Source organism: Stenotrophomonas sp. 80084_Sma (assembly GCF_056481995.1).
In genome coordinates this window covers 4,705,346-4,722,500 of record NZ_CM151177.1, presented here as the reverse complement: position 1 = coordinate 4,722,500, position 17,155 = coordinate 4,705,346, and the positions used below count along the sequence as shown (strand labels likewise).

Here is a 17,155-nt window from a genome sequence, read left to right as displayed (position 1 = left end):
GTGAACTGAAATATCTAAGTAACCAGAGGAAAAGAAATCAACCGAGATTCCGTAAGTAGCGACGAGCGAACGCGGACTAGCCCTTAAGCTGATTTGGTTCTAGGAAAACGCTCTGGAAAGAGCGGCCATAGAAGGTGATAGCCCTGTATCTGAAAGGGCCATTTCAGTGAAGACGAGTAGGGCGGGGCACGTGAAACCCTGTCTGAACATGGGGGGACCATCCTCCAAGGCTAAATACTACTGACCGACCGATAGTGAACCAGTACCGTGAGGGAAAGGCGAAAAGAACCCCGGAGAGGGGAGTGAAATAGAACCTGAAACCGTGTGCGTACAAGCAGTAGGAGCTCCGCAAGGAGTGACTGCGTACCTTTTGTATAATGGGTCAGCGACTTACTGTTCGTGGCAAGCTTAACCGTATAGGGGAGGCGAAGGGAAACCGAGTCTGATAAGGGCGCATAGTCGCGGGCAGTAGACCCGAAACCGGGTGATCTAGTCATGCCCAGGGTGAAGGTGCGGTAACACGCACTGGAGGCCCGAACCCACTCCCGTTGCAAAGGTAGGGGATGAGGTGTGATTAGGAGTGAAAAGCTAATCGAACCCGGAGATAGCTGGTTCTCCTCGAAAGCTATTTAGGTAGCGCCTCATATGTATCCTCTCGGGGGTAGAGCACTGTTATGGCTAGGGGGTCATCGCGACTTACCAAACCATTGCAAACTCCGAATACCGAGACGGACTGTATGGGAGACACACGGCGGGTGCTAACGTCCGTCGTGAAAAGGGAAACAACCCAGACCCACAGCTAAGGTCCCAAATTCACTGCTAAGTGGAAAACCATGTGGAAAGGCACAGACAGCCAGGAGGTTGGCTTAGAAGCAGCCACCCTTTAAAGAAAGCGTAATAGCTCACTGGTCGAGTCGGTCTGCGGGGAAGATTTAACGGGGCTAAGCAGTGAACCGAAGCTTGGGGTGTGCATATTTATATGTACGCGGTAGAGGAGCGTTCCGTAAGCCGTTGAAGGTGGATTGAGAAGTCTGCTGGAGGTATCGGAAGTGCGAATGCTGACATGAGTAACGATAATGCGGGTGAAAAACCCGCACGCCGAAAGCCCAAGGTTTCCTTGCGCAACGTTAATCGGCGCAGGGTGAGTCGGCCCCTAAGGCGAGGACGAAAGTCGTAGTCGATGGGAAGCAGGTTAATATTCCTGCACCTCGCGTAAGTGCGATGGAGGGACGGAGAAGGTTAGGTGTACCAGGCGTTGGTTGTCCTGGGGAAAGGCGGTAGGTTTGGATCTTTGGCAAATCCGGGATCCTTTAAGACCGAGCACCGAGACGAGCCTTTATGGCGAAGTCACTGATACCACGCTTCCAGGAAAAGCTCCTAAGCTTCAGCTTACGCAGACCGTACCGTAAACCGACACAGGTGGGTAGGATGAGAATTCTCAGGCGCTTGAGAGAACTCGGGTGAAGGAACTAGGCAACATGGCACCGTAACTTCGGGAGAAGGTGCACCCTTTTTGGTGGCTCGTGCGAGCTATAGCTGAAGAGGGTCGCAGTAACCAGGCCGCTGCGACTGTTTATCAAAAACACAGCACTCTGCAAACACGAAAGTGGACGTATAGGGTGTGACGCCTGCCCGGTGCTGGAAGGTTAATTGATGGGGTCAGCCGCAAGGCGAAGCTCTTGATCGAAGCCCCAGTAAACGGCGGCCGTAACTATAACGGTCCTAAGGTAGCGAAATTCCTTGTCGGGTAAGTTCCGACCTGCACGAATGGCGTAACGACAGCGGCGCTGTCTCCACCCGAGACTCAGTGAAATTGAAATCGCTGTGAAGATGCAGCGTTCCCGTGGCAAGACGGAAAGACCCCGTGAACCTTTACTATAGCTTTACACTGAACGTTGAGTTCGTCTGTGTAGGATAGGTGGGAGGCTATGAAACCATGGCGCTAGCTGTGGCGGAGCCATCCTTGAAATACCACCCTGTCGTGCTTGACGTTCTAACCTGGGCCCATTATCTGGGTCGGGGACCGTGTATGGTGGGTAGTTTGACTGGGGCGGTCTCCTCCTAAAGAGTAACGGAGGAGCTCGAAGGTACGCTCAGCGCGGTCGGACATCGCGCACTGTGTGCAAAGGCATAAGCGTGCTTGACTGCAAGATCGACGGATCAAGCAGGTAGGAAACTAGGACTTAGTGATCCGGTGGTTCTGTATGGAAGGGCCATCGCTCAACGGATAAAAGGTACTCCGGGGATAACAGGCTGATACCGCCCAAGAGTTCATATCGACGGCGGTGTTTGGCACCTCGATGTCGGCTCATCACATCCTGGGGCTGTAGTCGGTCCCAAGGGTATGGCTGTTCGCCATTTAAAGTGGTACGCGAGCTGGGTTCAGAACGTCGTGAGACAGTTCGGTCCCTATCTGCCATGGGCGTTGGAGATTTGAGAGGGGCTGCTCCTAGTACGAGAGGACCGGAGTGGACGAACCTCTGGTGTTCCGGTTGTCACGCCAGTGGCATTGCCGGGTAGCTATGTTCGGAAGCGATAACCGCTGAAAGCATCTAAGCGGGAAGCGCGCCTCAAGATGAGATCTCCCGGGGCACAAGCCCCCTGAAGGAACCATGTAGACTACGTGGTTGATAGGTCAGGTGTGTAAGTACAGCAATGTATTGAGCTAACTGATACTAATGATCCGAGAGGCTTGACCATATAACCTCAAGTTGCCTTGGCTTTACGACAACGTCGTAAGAGCATCCAAGTGCACGCTACGTCACAAGAACTACGAGAGGCAGGCGCCTTATCCAGTTGTATCGGATGGCGACGCTCCAACCGCCTCCCTGGTGAAATTAGCGCTGTGGAACCACCCGATCCCATCCCGAACTCGGAAGTGAAACGCAGCTGCGCCGATGGTAGTGTGGCTCAAGCCATGCGAGAGTAGGTCATCGCCAGGGTTTACACCCAAAAACCCCGCTGCTCACGCAGCGGGGTTTTTCTTTGTGCGCGCGAAATGCGGGTAGTGCCGGCCGCTGGCCGGCAACCCGATGGCGTTACATCGCCCGTTAGATCCAGGCCATACGCGGATATTCTCCGCGGGCAGCCACAGCGCCAACCAAGGTTGGCGTCTACCGAGGGCATGCGGACCCACAGTAGATCCACGCCGTGCGTGGATGGGCTGTCCCTGCAAAGATCGGTGCCAACCCCGGCAGCAGGCCCAGACAGTGCGCGTGGCTGTGATTGCCGACCAGCGGCCGGCACTACCAGTAGATCCACGCCATGCGTGGATGCCCTTCGTGAGGAACCACGGCGCCAACCAAGGTTGGCAGCTACTGGCAGCAAGGCCTACGCAACAAAAAGACGGCGCCCTGCGGGCGCCGTCTTGATCAGGATCGAACTGAAGGCCCGGATCAGGCGGCCTGCGAGACCTCGTGCGGTTCCTGCTGGCGGAACACCGACACCGCCTCGGTAAGCGTACCCGCCTGCGATTGCAGCTCGCGTGCGGCCGCGGTGGCTTCCTCCACCAGCGCGGCATTCTGCTGTGTGGCCTGATCCATCTGCACTACGGTCTGGTTGATCTGCTCAATGCCGATCGACTGCTCCTGCGACGCCGCGGAAATCTCGCGCATCAGGTGGCTGACATCCTCCACGCCGCCAACAATGCCCTGCATGCGTTGGCCGGCGTCAGCTACCAGCTGGGCACCCTCACCCACCTGGCGGCCGGCTTCGTCGATCAGCTTCTTGATCTCCTGGGCCGCCGCCGCAGAGCGCTGCGCCAGTACCCGCACCTCGCTGGCCACGACCGCGAAGCCTCGGCCCTGTTCGCCGGCGCGTGCCGCCTCCACGGCTGCGTTCAAGGCCAGGATATTGGTCTGGAAGGCAATGCCGTCGATGACGCCGGTGATGTCGCCGATCCGCTTCGAAGCACCTTCGATGGCCTGCATGGTATTCACCACCCGCTGCATGGCCGTGTTGCCGTCACTGGCAGCGCTCTGCGTGGAAGCTGCCAACGCACTGGCCTCACGCGCGTGGGCGGCGTTCTGGCGCACGGTGGCGGTGAGTTCCTCCATCGACGCTGCGGTCTCCTGCAGGTGCGCGGCCTGGCGCTCGCTGCGCTCGGACAACGCGCCGTTGCCGGCGGCAATCTCGCTGGCGGCGGTACTGATCGACGCCGCACATTCCTGGATGCGACCGACCATGCGTGCCAACTGACCGGCCGTGGCATTCGCATCGCGCTGGATGGCAGCGAAAGCACCGTGATACTCGCCGTGCATGCGCCGGTCCAGATCGCCATTGGCCAGTGCCGAGAGCATCTGCCGCACTTCGTTGACGGTGCTGCCGAGCGTATCGAGCAGCTGGTTGATGCCACCGGTCAGCCCATCGAGGAAACTGGCACCTTCAGTGGCCTGCAGGCGCTGGTCGAGATCACCGGCCGCTGCCGCAGCGACGATGCCGGCCACGGCGTTTTCCAGCGAGAGTTCATGGGTGCGGTCATGCCATTCCACGGCGAAGCCCAGGCGCACGCCCTGCGCATCGAACACCGGGGTGACCACCTGCGCGAAGTGCACCGGGCCGATCTGCACCTTGCCGTTGTGCGTGACCTGCAGGCCATTGAGGATCGCGCGGATGCGGTCCGGGTTGGCGTGGAAGCGGTGGATGCTGCTGCCGACCAGGCGCTCGGCGTCGAAGTCGGGGAAGGCCTGGCGCAGTGTTGCCTGCTGGTTGCGCAGCAGGGCCACCACCGAGCGGTTCACGTAACGGATCACGTGGTCGTTGTCGGCAATCATCATCGCGGTGCGCGAGGCGTCGAGCGCCTGGCGGATCTGCGCATTCTCGGCATGCGCGTCAGCCTCGCGCCCACGCTGCGCCTGTACGTGGCGGGCGGTATCGGCCAGTGCATGGGCCAGCGAACCGGGTGCATAGGCCGCGGTATCCGCATGTGCGCTCAGATCGGTGCCCGTCGCGATATCGCGCGCCAGTGCCGCCAGGCGGCGTGGGCCGTGGCCAAGCGCCTCGGTCTGCTGGCGCAGGCGCAGCGCGACCTGGCCGAGGAACACGGTCAGGCTGGCGAACAGGCCCGCCTGCAGCAACGTCGGTCCCACGGCTGCGCCGTGCAGCAGCGGTACCAGCAGGGCGAGGGTGCCAACACCACCGGCCAGCCATACCGGCAGGCGATCGCGGTGGCTGAGCAGCACGCCCAGCAACAGCGCAATCGGCAATGCCGGTGACAGGCTGACGATCGCGCACAACAAGGCCAGCTGCAGCGACAACAGCAATGCCTGGCCATTGCGGGCGACGGCCCGGCCCGCCTGTGGACCGGCCAGCCAGAGGGCGGGCAGTACGGCGGCCGCGGCCAACGCAGCGCCCGGTACGTGGGGCCCACGCAGGGCGAGCACGAGGCCAGCCACAGCCAACGCCGCGCTGCCGATCAGCAGTCGACGGTCAGCGCGGTGCGCGAGCTGCTGCAGATGCGGCATGCGGGCGGTATCGGGGGGACGGGAAGATGCAACGGACATCGGCGACTCCTGGATCAGCAAACGACAACAGCCACGCCGCGGCACACGCAGGAGTGCGTGTGCAGGGCGCGAGCCGGGAATTCGGGGAATGCGGCGCGATCAGCGACGCGGAGACGGGACACCGTGGCCACATCCTGTGGGTGACGGTGCAGCAGAGCGGGCATGCGGACTTCCTTGCAGAACCAGACACACGCCGCAGGCCCGACCGGACCTGCGTGCTGCGGACGCAGGGGCCCGCAACTGATGTATCGGCCGCAAACGCGCGGAGTGAAGCGCGCGGATACGTTTGCTCAGCCGGCGTTGCCGTTGCTGAAGAAGTGCAGGATCACGCCCGCGATCTGTTCCGGGTCTTCCATGTGCAGGTGATGGTTGCCGGCAAACACCGCCAGACGGCCATCGCGCAGGTGCTGCAGGCGATCGCTGCGCATCGGCTCGGGATAGTACGACTGCGCAGGTGTGGCGTAGATCACCTGCGTCGGGCAGGCGATGGCCTGCAGCAGGTTGTCGATCTGGCCTTCGCTGAGGCGGATCGCAGTGGGCAGCATCAGGCGCGGGTCGCTGCACCAGCGGTAACCACCTTCGACCGGCTCCACGCCGCGCTCGACCAGCAGCCGTGCACAGCGCTCGCTGAGCTGGTTGGTCATCATCCGCGCGCGGATCGGCGCGGCGAGGTCGGGGAACACGCGCAGCTGCTTGCGTGCCAGTGCGCGTGTGGCATTTACATGTTCGCGCAGGCGGTTGGCGGTTTCTTCCTCAGGACCACGCAGGCCGCCGAGTGCTTCGATCGCCACCAGCCGTTCGACACGGTCGCTGACCGAGGCGGTGAGGCTGGCGATGCCGGCGCCCATCGAATGGCCAAGCAGGCTGAAACGGTCCCAGCCCAGCGCGTCGGCGACGTCGAGTACGTGACAGATGGCGGCGGCCGTGGTGTAGCTGGCACCGGCCGGCAGATGCGCGCTGTGGCCGTGGCCGGGCAGGTCGATGGCCACCAGCTGCAACGACGACAGATGCGGCGCCAGCGGCACGAAGCTGGCCGCGTTGTCGAGCCAGCCATGCAGGGCCAGCACGCGCGGGCCATCACCGTAGTTGCGCAGGCCGGCGACGCGCGCGCCACCGACCTCGAGTTCAAACGGCTGCAGGCTCATGCCAGTGACGCCACGGCCAGCCGTGCCAGCGCACGCGCGTGCTCCGGTTCGGCGTTGAGGCAGGGGATGTAGCGCATCGTCGCGCCGCGCTCGGCCAGTGTTTCGGTGAAGCCCAGTGCCACTTCTTCCAGCGTCTCCAGACAGTCGGTGGCGAAGCCCGGACACACCACGTCGATCTGCTTCACGCCGGATTCGGCCAGCGCCCACAGGCTGGGCTCGGCATACGGCTGCAGCCACCGCTCGCGGCCGAAGCGCGACTGATAGCCCATCTGCCAGTCGTCCCTGCCCAGCTCCAGCGCCTTGGCGATGGCCTGCGCACTGGCCTCGCAGCGCTGCGGATACGGATCGCCGGCATCGGCCAGACGCTGCGGAATGCCGTGGAAGGAGAACATCAGTTTCTGGCCACGACCGTGCTGTTCCCAGTAGCGGCGGATCGAGCCGGCAACGGCGTCGACCCAGCCCGGATCGACCGAATAGTCGCGCACCAGGCTGACGGTCACGCCCGGATTGCGGCGCTGCCAGTCATCGACGCGGTCTTCGACCGAGGCGGTGGTGGTGGTGGAGTACTGCGGGTACAGCGGCAGCACCACGATGCGGCGCGCACCGTCGGCCGCCAGCCGGTCGAGTTCCCTGGCCAGCGCTGGTTCGCCATAGCGCATTGCATGGCGCACCGTCAGGGTCGGCAACAGCGCTTGCATGGCCTGCGCCAGCTGGCGCGTATGCACCATCAGCGGAGAGCCCTCCGGCAGCCAGACCTGGGCGTACTTGGCCGCTGAACGGCTGCTGCGCAGCGGCAGGATCAGTCCGCGCAGCAACGGCTGCCACAGCAGTGCCGGGATCGAGACCACGCGGGGGTCGGACAGGAATTCAGCCAGGTAACGGCGTACGGCGGGGGCCGTCGGCGTCTCGGGCGTGCCTAGGTTGACCGCCAGCACGGCGGTATCGGGTGCGTCGAGCATGAGCGGTATTGTCGCCGATCCGGTGCCGCGCCGGGATGCAGGGTTCGGATTGCAGGCATAGCGCGCATCAATGTGAGCAGGGAACGCTCATTGGGGATTCATGACAACACTACTAATTTCAGTCACTTGCTATATCTTCCTATGGACTGACTTCTGGAGCCTGCCATGCGTCGCCCGATCCAAGCCCTGCTGATCGCCGCCAGCCTGCTGTCCAGCCAGGCCATGGCCGGACCGCAGGAAGACCAGCGTGCCCGCAATGCCGTGCGCGTGCTGGCTGAAATCCAGGAAATCCCTGAACAGGGCATTCCGGACAAATTGCTCGACGAAGGCCGCGCGGTCATCGTCATTCCCGACACGATCAAGGCCGGTCTGGTCATTGGCGGTCGTCGTGGCCACGGCCTGATGTCCGTGCGCATGCCCAACGGTGCCTGGTCCAATCCGGTGTTCGTGAAGCTCACCGGCGGCAGCATCGGCTTCCAGGCCGGCGTGCAGTCCTCCGATGTGGTGCTGGTGTTCCGCAACGACCGCAGCCTGGACAACCTGGTCAACGGCAAGTTCACGCTGGGCGCGGATGCGGGTGTCGCCGCCGGCCCGGTCGGCCGCAATGCCGCCGCCGCCACCGACGGCCAGCTGAAGGCCGAAATCTGGTCCTGGTCGCGCGCCCGCGGCCTGTTCGCCGGTGTCGCTCTGGATGGTGCGGTGCTGCAGATCGACGATGCCGCCAATCTGGACGCCTACGGCAGCAACACCACGCCGCGCATGATCTTCGAAGGCCGCGCGGCCGGTTCGCCGTCGATGGATGTGGTCACGTTCCGCGACCGCCTGGAAGAGGCCACCTACGCCGCGCGCAACAACCGCAACGGCAACGGCGGTAGCGCGCCGCGCCCGGCAGCGGCCCCGGCGGTTGCTCCGGCGCCTGTTCAGGCAGCGCCGGCCGCCCCGGCCGAAGCCACTACCGCACCGCTGCAGAACGTGCCGCAGAACCCGCCGCCGCAGCAGCAGGGCTTCCAGCCGGTCAACGACGGCGAAATCCGCACGGAAACGCTGGGCGGAAACTGACTTTCGTCACGCGCGCCGGCTAACACCCGGTGCGCTATGCTCGACAGCCTGATCACTAACGTAACGAGCGTCTTTATGGGCAGTTTCAGCATCTGGCATTGGTTGGTCGTGCTGGCCATCGTCCTGCTGGTGTTCGGCACCAAGCGCCTGACCAGTGGCGCCAAGGATCTCGGTTCGGCGGTCAAGGAATTCAAGAAGGGCATGCGCGACGAGGACAAGCCGAACGCGCAGCTGGGCGATGAATCGCGCAGCCAGGACGCCTCGCGCGCCGCGCAGGACGAGCACGACCGTAACGCTCGCTGATCCGGAGCGGTCGCGGTGTTTGATATCGGCTTCAGCGAGCTGCTGGTGATTGCGGTGGTCGCCCTGGTGGTGCTCGGTCCCGAGCGCCTGCCCAAGGCGGCCCGCTTCGCCGGCCTGTGGGTGCGACGTGCCCGTAATCAGTGGGATTCGGTGAAACAGGAACTGGAGCGCGAACTGCAGGCCGAGGACATCAAGCGGCAGATGCAGGACGTGCGCCAGGGCATGCAGGACACCGAGAACCAGCTGCGCGCCAGCGGTGAAGCGATCCGTCGCGAAGCGCAGGAGGCCCAGCAGCAGGGCGATGACCTGGTGCAGGAAGTGCGTACACCCGCACAGGCCGATCTGCCGCCACATTTGAGCCAGCCGGCCGAGACCGAAGCGCCGGCACAGGATGGCGGGCCGGTTTCGACCACGGCTGCTACGGAAGGCGCTGTTTCTTCAGGGGCCGTTCCTGCCACGTCCCCTGAAGCCGGCCCGACGCCGCCGACGCAGAGCACGGAGCGTCATCCATGAGTGAACAGGATTTCGGCGAAAGCTCGCTGGTCGAACATCTGGTGGAACTGCGCGGCCGCCTGGTGCGCGCATTGCTGGGCCTGGGCGTGGTGCTGCTGGCGCTGCTGCCGTTTACCCAGAAGCTGTACAACGCGCTGGCCGAACCGCTGGTCTCGCAGCTGCCGAACGGGCAGACGATGATCGCCACCAACCCGGCCGGTGCGTTCTTCGCCCCGCTGAAGCTGACTTTCTTCGTGGCCCTGTTCGTGGCGGTGCCGTGGCTGCTGTACCAGCTGTGGGCGTTCGTTGCCCCGGGCCTGTATGCGCGCGAGAAGCGCCTGGCGGTGCCGTTGCTGGTGTCGTCGGTGCTGCTGTTCTACGCCGGCTGTGCCTTCGCCTACTTCCTGGTGCTGCCGGCGGTATTCCACTTCCTCACCACCTTCAGCCCGGACGTGATCGCGATCACTCCGGATGCGAACGCCTACCTGGACTTCGTGCTGGCGATCTTCTTTGCCTTCGGCGGCAGCTTCGAACTGCCGGTGGCAATGGTGATCCTGGTGCTGCTGGGCTGGGTGACGCCGCAGCAGTTCAAGGAAGGCCGCGGTTACGCGATCGTCGGCATCTTCGTGGTGGCCGCAGTGCTGACCCCGCCGGACGTGGTCTCGCAGCTGATGTTGGCGATTCCGATGTGCCTGCTCTACGAACTGGGCATCCACGCCGCACGCTGGCTGGTGCCGTCATCGGTAGTGAAGAAACCCGCCGCCTGAAAGAAAAAAGGGGACGGAGGGGATTAAGTCGTCTATGCCCAGTGTGTGCAGCTAACGACTTAATCCCCTCCGTCCCCTTTTTCCGTCAGGCGTGGAACACGTCGCTTGAGGTCGGCGTGGTCGGGATCGGTGGGGCCGCGCGGCTGCCGCGATGCACGAACATCTGCTTCCACGCGGCGTAGACCGCGCCGACATACAGCGGCATCAGCACCGTGGTCAGCACCAGCTGGGCGATGAAGGCCGCAGCCAGCGGGCCACCGATCAGCATCGCGATCTGGATCACGATCACGAACAGGATGTACATGCAGAACGCGGCGATCAGGCCGAGCGCGGCGAACACGAACATCGCGCCGATGTTCTCGATGCAGCCCTGCAGGCTCAGGCGCAGCGCATGCATGCCGCTCTGCTTGTCGAACACCACCAGCGCCGGCTGGGTGAACATCGCCAGCGACAGCGCCACCGCGCTCAGGAACACCAGCAGCATCCACAGCGCGATGCGCTTGGCCGGCAGGTTGGCGACCAGCGCGGCCGCGTCGTCCGGCTTGATCTGCTGGCCGCTGCGGCTGATTTCTTCCATCTTGGTCATGACCTCGCTGAAGGCGGTGAAGCCCTCGCGGCCGATCATCATGAACAACAGTGCGCCCAGTAGCAGCACCGCCAGCACCTGGATCGCCAGCGGCACCAGCAGGTGGCTGACGCGGTGGTCGCGGATCGGCTGCAGCAGGTGCGAGGCCAGGCCCGGGCGGCCTTCGTCGATCTCGCCCACGGCATACAGCATGCCGCCGAACATGATCGGCGAAATGGCCAGGGTCATGAGCTGTACTGCCATGCCGGCGGCGCCGGGAATCAAGGTCGACAGCAGGGTCACCACCCAGCTCACCAGCAGCCAGGTCAGGCCGATCCGGGCCAGCTGCAGCGGCGCACGCCGGTACAGGGAGAACGTATCCAGCAACCACTGGGCGCCCGCCGAGGCCGGCAGCTTGCGAATCTCTTTCATGGACATCCGGGAAGGACAGGAGGGGGCCGGGCGGCTGCCCGTGCCGCCGATTATCCCTGTTTTGCCACCGGCTGGGCTGAAGACAGCCGCGCCTGGCGGACGAAGCGGCGCAACAGCTGGCGGGCCAGTGGTGCGGCGCTGACCGCGCGCTCGATGCTGCGGGCGCAGCCGCCGTGGCGGCCGATGCAGTCGGCGCGGGCGCGCACGTAGCCGCGCATGTGGTGGGTGGCGAATTCCGGATGGAACTGCACGCCCCACGCCTGGCGGCCCCAGCGGAAGGCGTGGCAGCCGTCCAGCGGCGAGCGTGCCAGCACTTCGGCACCTTCCGGGGCGCGCAGCACGGTCTGCAGGTGGGTGGCATGGGCGGCGAAATGCTGCGGCAGGCCCTGGAACAGCGGGTCCTGCGCGGCCTGCGGCTGCAGTTCCAGCTCGATCGTGCCGGACTCGCGCCCGGCCGGGTTGTAGGCCACCTCGCCACCCAGCGCGTGCGCCAGCAGCTGATGGCCATAGCAGATGCCGAATACCGGCAGGTCGTCGTGGGCGGTCTGGCGCAGCCATGCGGCGCTGCGCTCGCTCCACTCGGCGTGGTCGGTGACGAAGGCGGCCGAGCCGGTCACCAGCACGCCAGCGAAGGCATGTGGGTCGGGCAGGGCGCCACCGTGTTCGACATCGACCACCACCGTCTCGTGCTCTTCCAGCCCGGCGGCGACGCGGATCCAGTGCGGAAAGCGCCCGTAGCGGCGCAGCGAGGGTACCGGGCGGCCGGTTTCAAGGATCAGGAACGGGGCTGGGTTCATCCGGGGGCGGCAGCACTGACAGGACTTCCTCGATTGTAGTCAGCCCCTGCGCCACCTTTTCAAGCCCGGCCTGGCGCAGGGTTCGCAGCCCTTCAGCCCGCGCAGCCCGGCTGAAACCGGCCAGATCCATGTCGGCGCGGATCTGCCCGCGCAGCCGCGAACCCAATGGCAGCAACTCATACAGGCCGATGCGGCCGAGGAATCCGGTGCGCCGGCACTCCAGGCAACCGACCGGCCGACAGGGCGTGGCGGCATCTGGATATGCGGCATGGCTATCAGCCAGCACCGCCCAGTCGGCGGCGCCGAGGCTGTGCGGCTGCTTGCAGTGCGGGCACAGCGTGCGCACCAGTCGCTGGGCGAGGATGCCGTTGAGGGTGCTGGCCAGCAGGTAGTGCGGCACGCCCAGGTCGAGCAGGCGGGTTACCGCCGAGGGCGCGTCGTTGGTATGCAGGGTGGACAGCACCAGGTGGCCGGTCAGCGAGGCCTGCACCGCCATCTGCGCGGTTTCCAGGTCGCGGATCTCGCCGATCATGATGATGTCCGGGTCCTGCCGCAGCAGGGTGCGCACGCCGCTGGCGAAATCCAGGTCGATGTTGGTCTGCACCTGCATCTGGTTGAACTCGGGCGCGATCATCTCGATCGGGTCCTCCACCGTGCACACGTTCACGTCCGGCGTGGCCAGGCGCTTCAGCGTGGAATACAGGGTGGTGGTCTTGCCCGAGCCGGTCGGGCCGGTGACCAGCACGATGCCGTGCGGGCGTTCGACCAGTGCATTCCAGCCCGCCGCCTCCTGCGGGCTGAAACCGAGCTGGTCGATGCTCTTGAACGCGGCATCGGGGTCGAAGATACGCATCACGCACTTTTCGCCGAAGGCGGTGGGCATGGTCGACAGGCGCATCTCGACCTCACGGCCACCCGGCGAACGGGTCTTGATGCGGCCATCCTGCGGGCGCCGGCGCTCGGCCAGGTCCATGCGGCCGAGCACCTTGATGCGGCTGACCACCGCGGTCATCACCGCCGGCGGTACCTCGAACACCTTGTGCAGCACGCCGTCGATGCGGAAGCGCATGCGCCCCATTTCGCGGCGCGGCTCCAGGTGGATGTCCGACGCGCGCTGCTCGTAGGCGTACTGCAGCAGCCAGTCCACGATATGCACGATGTGCTGGTCGTCGGCATTGACGTCGCCGGTGCGGCCCAGCTCCACCAGCTGTTCGAAGCTGGGCAGGGTGGTATTGGCTTCGCCACGCACGTCGCCACGGGCGCCGCGCACCGAACGGGTCACCCCGTAGAACTCCATGGTGTAGCGGTGCAGGTCCAGCGGGTTGACCACCGCCAGTTCGATGCGGCGCCGGGTCAGGTGCTGCAGGTCGCGGCGCCATTCCTGCACCAGTGGCTCGCTGGTGGCCACCAGCACGCGCTCGGCATCCACCGCCAACGGCAGGAAACGGTGGCGGCGCGCGTAGGCATGGGAGACCAGCGCGGTGACCGCGGCAACGTCGACCCGGGTCGGGTCGATGCGCAGGTAGCGGCTGCCGGTGCGCTGCGCCAGCCACTCGGTGAGGCGCTCCAGGGTCAGTTCGCCACCGCCGTTGGCGGCCAGCTTGAGGTTGGACAGCAGCACCAGCGGGTGCACTTCACTGGCGTTGCGTGCGCCTTGCGCGGAAAAGCGCATGCGCTCGCGGTCCTGCTCGGCCACCAGGCCATCGGCGATCAGGGCCGCGGCAATCTGCTCGAACTGCAGCCGTCCCCACGGCAGCGGTACGCGGCCAGCCTCGCCGGGCGTGCCCACCGGCAGCCGATGTTCCATCTGCCTGCTCCTCCCGGGTACGGAATGCCCCGCAGGTCGGCCGTTATACTAGCGCACCCCCTTGCCGGCCAAGACTCGTACGCATGTCCGCGACCCCGACCGTTCCGATCACCTTCCAGGGCCTGATCCAGACCCTGAACCAGTTCTGGGCCCAGCAGGGCTGCGTGCTTATCCAGCCGCTCGACCTGGAGGTGGGCGCCGGTACCTTCCACCCGGCCACCTTCCTGCGTGCGATCGGTCCGGAGAGCTGGAACGCGGCCTACGTGCAGCCCTCGCGCCGCCCGACCGACGGCCGCTACGGCGAGAACCCGAACCGTCTGCAGCGCTACTACCAGTACCAGGTGGCGATGAAGCCGGCGCCGGACAACATCCAGCAGCTGTACCTGGATTCGCTGAAGGCACTGGGCATCGATCCGCTGGTGCACGACCTGCGCTTCGTCGAGGACAACTGGGAATCGCCGACGCTGGGCGCCTGGGGCCTGGGCTGGGAAGTCTGGCTCAACGGCATGGAGGTGACCCAGTTCACCTACTTCCAGCAGGCCGGTGGCCTGGAGTGCCGCCCGGTGCTGGGCGAGATCACCTATGGTCTCGAGCGCCTGTGCATGTACCTGCAGAACTGCGACAACGTCTACGACCTGGTCTGGACCTACGGCCCGGACGGCCAGCCGGTGACCTACGGCGACGTCTACCACCAGAACGAGGTGGAGCAGAGCACCTACAACTTCGAATACGCCGACGTGGAAGAGATGTTCCACCGCTTCGATGCCTGCGAGCGTGAAGCGCAGAAGCTGGTGGAAGTGAACCTGCCGCTGCCGGCCTACGAGCAGGTGATGAAGGCCAGCCACACCTTCAACCTGCTGGACGCGCGCCGCGCGATCAGCGTGACCGAGCGCCAGCGCTACATCCTGCGCGTGCGCGCGCTGGCCCAGGCGGTGGCCAAGGCGTACTACGAGCAGCGCGAGAAGCTGGGCTTCCCGGGTGCGAAGAAGGCCTGACGGCCTTCCTGCACCGACCCGCTTTTCACCCACTACCCGGGGCGCCGGACGCGTTGCGCGCTGCGCCCCCACCACAGGATCGAACCGATGAGCCAACTGTCCCCCCTGCTGATCGAACTGGGCACCGAGGAGCTGCCGGTCAAGGCGCTGCCGGGCCTGGCCCAGGCGTTCTTCGACGGTGTCGTCGAAGGCCTGCGCAAGCGCGGCGTCGCGCTGGAACTGGGCGATGCGCGCCCGCTGTCGACCCCGCGCCGCCTGGCCGTGCTGCTGCCGGGCGTCGGCCTGGAGCAGCCGGAACAGCACAGCGAAGTGCTGGGCCCGTACCTGAACATCGCGCTGGACGCCGAAGGCCAGCCGACCAAGGCCCTGCAGGGCTTCGCCGCCAAGGCCGGGATCGACTGGACCGCGCTGGAGAAGACCACCGACAACAAGGGTGAGCGTTTCGTGCACCGCGCGGTGACCCCGGGTGCGAGCACTGCCAGCCTGCTGCCGGAGATCCTGCGCGAGGCGATCGCGGCGATGCCGATTCCCAAGCCGATGCGCTGGGGTGACCACGCCTGGGGCTTCGCGCGCCCGGCCCACTGGCTGGTGCTGCTGCACGGTGCCAACGTGGTCGAGGCCGAGCTGTTCGGCCTGCAGGCCGGCCGTGTCAGCCGCGGCCATCGTTTCCACCACGACCAGGCCGTGTCGCTGGCCCAGCCGCAGGACTACGTTGAAGCCCTGCGCGCCGCCTTCGTGCTGGTCGACCCGAGCGAGCGCCGCGCGCGCATCGTCGCCGAGGTCGAGGCCGCTGCGGCCAAGGCCGGTGGCAGCGCCCGCATCACCGACGACAATCTGGAACAGGTGGTGAACCTGGTCGAATGGCCGTCGGCAGTGCTGTGCAGCTTCGAACGCGCGTTCCTGGCGGTGCCGCAGGAAGCGCTGATCGAGACGATGGAGATCAACCAGAAGTTCTTCCCGGTGCTGGATGCCGCTGGCACCCTGACCGAGAAGTTCATCGGCATCGCCAACATCGAATCGAAGGACGTGGCCGAAGTGGCCAAGGGCTATGAGCGCGTGATCCGCCCGCGCTTCGCCGATGCCAAGTTCTTCTTCGACGAGGACCTGAAGCAGGGCCTGGTGTCGATGGGCGACGGCCTGAAGACGGTGACCTACCAGGCCAAGCTGGGCAGCGTGGCCGACAAGGTGGCGCGCGTGGCCGCTCTGGCCGAAGTGATCGCCCCCCAGGTCGGCGCCGACGCCGCGCAGGCCAAGCGGGCCGCGCAGTTGGCCAAGAACGACCTGCAGTCGCGCATGGTCAACGAATTCCCGGAACTGCAGGGCATCGCCGGCCGCCACTACGCCGTGGCCGGTGGTGAATCGCAGGGGGTAGCGCTGGCCATCGACGAGGCCTACCAGCCGCGCTTCGGCGGTGACGACATCGCGCTGTCGCCGCTGGGCAAGGTGCTGGCGATTGCTGAACGTGTCGACACGCTGGCCGGTGGCTTCGCCGCTGGCCTGAAGCCGACCGGCAACAAGGACCCGTTCGCCCTGCGCCGCAACGCGCTGGGCCTGGCCCGCACGATCATCGAAAGCGGCTTCGAGCTGGACCTGCGCGCGCTGCTGGCCAGCGCCAACGCCGGCCTGGCCGCGCGCAACGTGCAGGCCGATGTCGGCGAGCTGTACGACTTCATCCTCGACCGCCTGAAGGGCTACTACGCCGACAAGGGCGTGCCGGCCACGCACTTCAACGCGGTCGCCGAGCTGAAGCCGGCCTCGCTGTACGACTTCGACCGCCGCCTGGATGCGATCGGCACCTTCGCCGCGCTGCCGGAAGCCGAGGCGCTGGCTGCGGCCAACAAGCGCATCCGCAACATCCTCCGCAAGGCCGAAGGCGACATCCCGGCCCAGATCGACCCGGCGCTGCTGCAGGAAGATGCCGAGCGCGCGCTGGCTGAAGCGGTCACCGCGGCCATCGACGACACCGGCGCCAGCCTGCAGCACAAGGACTATGTGGCTGTGCTGGCGCGCCTGGCACGCCTGCGCCCGCAGGTCGACGCGTTCTTCGATGGCGTGATGGTCAATGCCGAGGATCCGGCGCTGCGTGGCAACCGCCTGGCGCTGCTGACGATGCTGGGTGAGCGGCTGGGCAAGGTCGCGGCGATCGAGCATCTGTCGAGCTGATTGGCGGCCCATCCACGCATGGCGTGGATCTACTGGCATTGCCACCGCGCATCGGATCGGTCTGTGGGTTGCCGGCCAGCGGCCGGCACTACCGGATCACCGCTGGCGGATGTCCATCGGGGTCATTGCCGGCATCGCGCACGATGCCGGCATCCTCGGCTGCGATCACG

12 protein-coding genes and 2 rRNA genes (1 of these 14 only partly in view) are annotated in these 17,155 nt (G+C 65.4%); 8 read left to right on the top strand and 6 right to left on the bottom strand.

The window, feature by feature from the left end:
• Positions 1 to 2,700: ribosomal RNA gene (locus ACZK3W_RS21655) — 23S ribosomal RNA — on the top strand (it extends 181 nt beyond the left edge of the window).
• Positions 2,701 to 2,827: 127 nt separating this feature from the next.
• Positions 2,828 to 2,942 (top strand): 5S ribosomal RNA (rrf, locus tag ACZK3W_RS21650).
• A 453-nt stretch (positions 2,943 to 3,395) separates the two neighbouring features.
• On the opposite strand, the gene ACZK3W_RS21645 is transcribed toward rrf, so the two are convergent.
• The 3 genes from ACZK3W_RS21645 to hemH all read right to left on the bottom strand — a co-directional run bounded on the left by ACZK3W_RS21645 (position 3,396) and on the right by hemH (position 7,605).
• The gene (locus tag ACZK3W_RS21645) at positions 3,396 to 5,501 is read right to left on the bottom strand and encodes a methyl-accepting chemotaxis protein (RefSeq protein WP_125893285.1); all 2,106 of its coding nucleotides are present in this window, start codon (positions 5,499 to 5,501) and stop codon (positions 3,396 to 3,398) included.
• Positions 5,502 to 5,791: 290 nt separating this feature from the next.
• The gene (locus ACZK3W_RS21640; protein ID WP_032128450.1) at positions 5,792 to 6,646 is read right to left on the bottom strand and encodes an alpha/beta fold hydrolase; all 855 of its coding nucleotides are present in this window, start codon (positions 6,644 to 6,646) and stop codon (positions 5,792 to 5,794) included.
• Entirely contained in the window at positions 6,643 to 7,605 is a 963-nt protein-coding gene (gene hemH, locus ACZK3W_RS21635) for a ferrochelatase (RefSeq protein WP_125893287.1), read from the bottom strand. The genes ACZK3W_RS21640 and hemH overlap by 4 nt, the downstream gene beginning before the upstream one ends.
• Before the next feature lie 165 nt (positions 7,606 to 7,770).
• Here hemH and ACZK3W_RS21630 point away from each other — a divergent pair, with 165 nt between their 5' ends.
• The 4 genes from ACZK3W_RS21630 to tatC all read left to right on the top strand — a co-directional run bounded on the left by ACZK3W_RS21630 (position 7,771) and on the right by tatC (position 10,226).
• Positions 7,771 to 8,664 carry a lipid-binding SYLF domain-containing protein gene (locus ACZK3W_RS21630; protein WP_100469988.1) on the top strand — a complete coding sequence of 298 codons (894 nt, stop codon included), beginning with the start codon at positions 7,771 to 7,773 and terminating at the stop codon, positions 8,662 to 8,664.
• Between the two features lie 75 nt (positions 8,665 to 8,739).
• A complete protein-coding gene (tatA, locus tag ACZK3W_RS21625) occupies positions 8,740 to 8,967 on the top strand; it encodes a Sec-independent protein translocase subunit TatA (RefSeq protein ID WP_032128453.1) in 228 nt (75 codons plus the stop codon).
• 15 nt (positions 8,968 to 8,982) lie between these two features.
• Positions 8,983 to 9,480: a Sec-independent protein translocase protein TatB gene (gene tatB / locus ACZK3W_RS21620; protein WP_125893289.1), complete on the top strand. Its 498-nt coding sequence runs from the start codon at positions 8,983 to 8,985 to the stop codon at positions 9,478 to 9,480.
• A complete protein-coding gene (gene tatC, locus ACZK3W_RS21615; RefSeq protein WP_032128455.1) occupies positions 9,477 to 10,226 on the top strand; it encodes a twin-arginine translocase subunit TatC in 750 nt (249 codons plus the stop codon). Before tatB ends, tatC begins: the two co-directional genes overlap by 4 nt.
• 85 nt (positions 10,227 to 10,311) lie before the next feature.
• Here the strand turns inward: tatC and ACZK3W_RS21610 are convergent, their stop codons facing one another.
• From ACZK3W_RS21610 to ACZK3W_RS21600, 3 genes are read right to left on the bottom strand one after another with little or no spacing between them, the layout of a single operon-like run.
• Positions 10,312 to 11,223, bottom strand: a complete 912-nt coding sequence (locus ACZK3W_RS21610; RefSeq protein ID WP_043399673.1) for a BPSS1780 family membrane protein — start codon at positions 11,221 to 11,223, stop codon at positions 10,312 to 10,314.
• Positions 11,224 to 11,273: 50 nt separating this feature from the next.
• Complete coding sequence (locus ACZK3W_RS21605) at positions 11,274 to 12,020, bottom strand: glutamine amidotransferase (protein WP_032128456.1); 747 nt, start codon at positions 12,018 to 12,020, stop codon at positions 11,274 to 11,276.
• Positions 11,992 to 13,827, bottom strand: a complete 1,836-nt coding sequence (locus tag ACZK3W_RS21600; RefSeq protein WP_180838726.1) for a GspE/PulE family protein — start codon at positions 13,825 to 13,827, stop codon at positions 11,992 to 11,994. Before ACZK3W_RS21600 ends, ACZK3W_RS21605 begins: the two co-directional genes overlap by 29 nt.
• A gap of 83 nt (positions 13,828 to 13,910) precedes the next feature.
• Here ACZK3W_RS21600 and glyQ point away from each other — a divergent pair, with 83 nt between their 5' ends.
• Both glyQ and glyS read left to right on the top strand, forming a co-directional pair.
• A complete protein-coding gene (gene glyQ / locus ACZK3W_RS21595; protein WP_006403404.1) occupies positions 13,911 to 14,822 on the top strand; it encodes a glycine--tRNA ligase subunit alpha in 912 nt (303 codons plus the stop codon).
• A gap of 87 nt (positions 14,823 to 14,909) precedes the next feature.
• Positions 14,910 to 16,985 carry a glycine--tRNA ligase subunit beta gene (glyS, locus tag ACZK3W_RS21590; protein WP_478450269.1) on the top strand — a complete coding sequence of 692 codons (2,076 nt, stop codon included), beginning with the start codon at positions 14,910 to 14,912 and terminating at the stop codon, positions 16,983 to 16,985.
• Positions 16,986 to 17,155 lie beyond the last annotated feature (170 nt).

Coding starts and splice junctions, on each gene's coding strand:
- ACZK3W_RS21645 (WP_125893285.1), bottom strand. CDS start 5,501: ATGTCCGTTGCATCTTCCCGTCCCCCCGATACCGCCCGCATGCCGCAT.
- ACZK3W_RS21640 (WP_032128450.1), bottom strand. CDS start 6,646: ATGAGCCTGCAGCCGTTTGAACTCGAGGTCGGTGGCGCGCGCGTCGCC.
- hemH (WP_125893287.1), bottom strand. CDS start 7,605: ATGCTCGACGCACCCGATACCGCCGTGCTGGCGGTCAACCTAGGCACG.
- ACZK3W_RS21630 (WP_100469988.1), top strand. CDS start 7,771: ATGCGTCGCCCGATCCAAGCCCTGCTGATCGCCGCCAGCCTGCTGTCC.
- tatA (WP_032128453.1), top strand. CDS start 8,740: ATGGGCAGTTTCAGCATCTGGCATTGGTTGGTCGTGCTGGCCATCGTC.
- tatC (WP_032128455.1), top strand. CDS start 9,477: ATGAGTGAACAGGATTTCGGCGAAAGCTCGCTGGTCGAACATCTGGTG.
- ACZK3W_RS21610 (WP_043399673.1), bottom strand. CDS start 11,223: ATGAAAGAGATTCGCAAGCTGCCGGCCTCGGCGGGCGCCCAGTGGTTG.
- ACZK3W_RS21605 (WP_032128456.1), bottom strand. CDS start 12,020: ATGAACCCAGCCCCGTTCCTGATCCTTGAAACCGGCCGCCCGGTACCC.
- ACZK3W_RS21600 (WP_180838726.1), bottom strand. CDS start 13,827: ATGGAACATCGGCTGCCGGTGGGCACGCCCGGCGAGGCTGGCCGCGTA.
- glyQ (WP_006403404.1), top strand. CDS start 13,911: ATGTCCGCGACCCCGACCGTTCCGATCACCTTCCAGGGCCTGATCCAG.
- glyS (WP_478450269.1), top strand. CDS start 14,910: ATGAGCCAACTGTCCCCCCTGCTGATCGAACTGGGCACCGAGGAGCTG.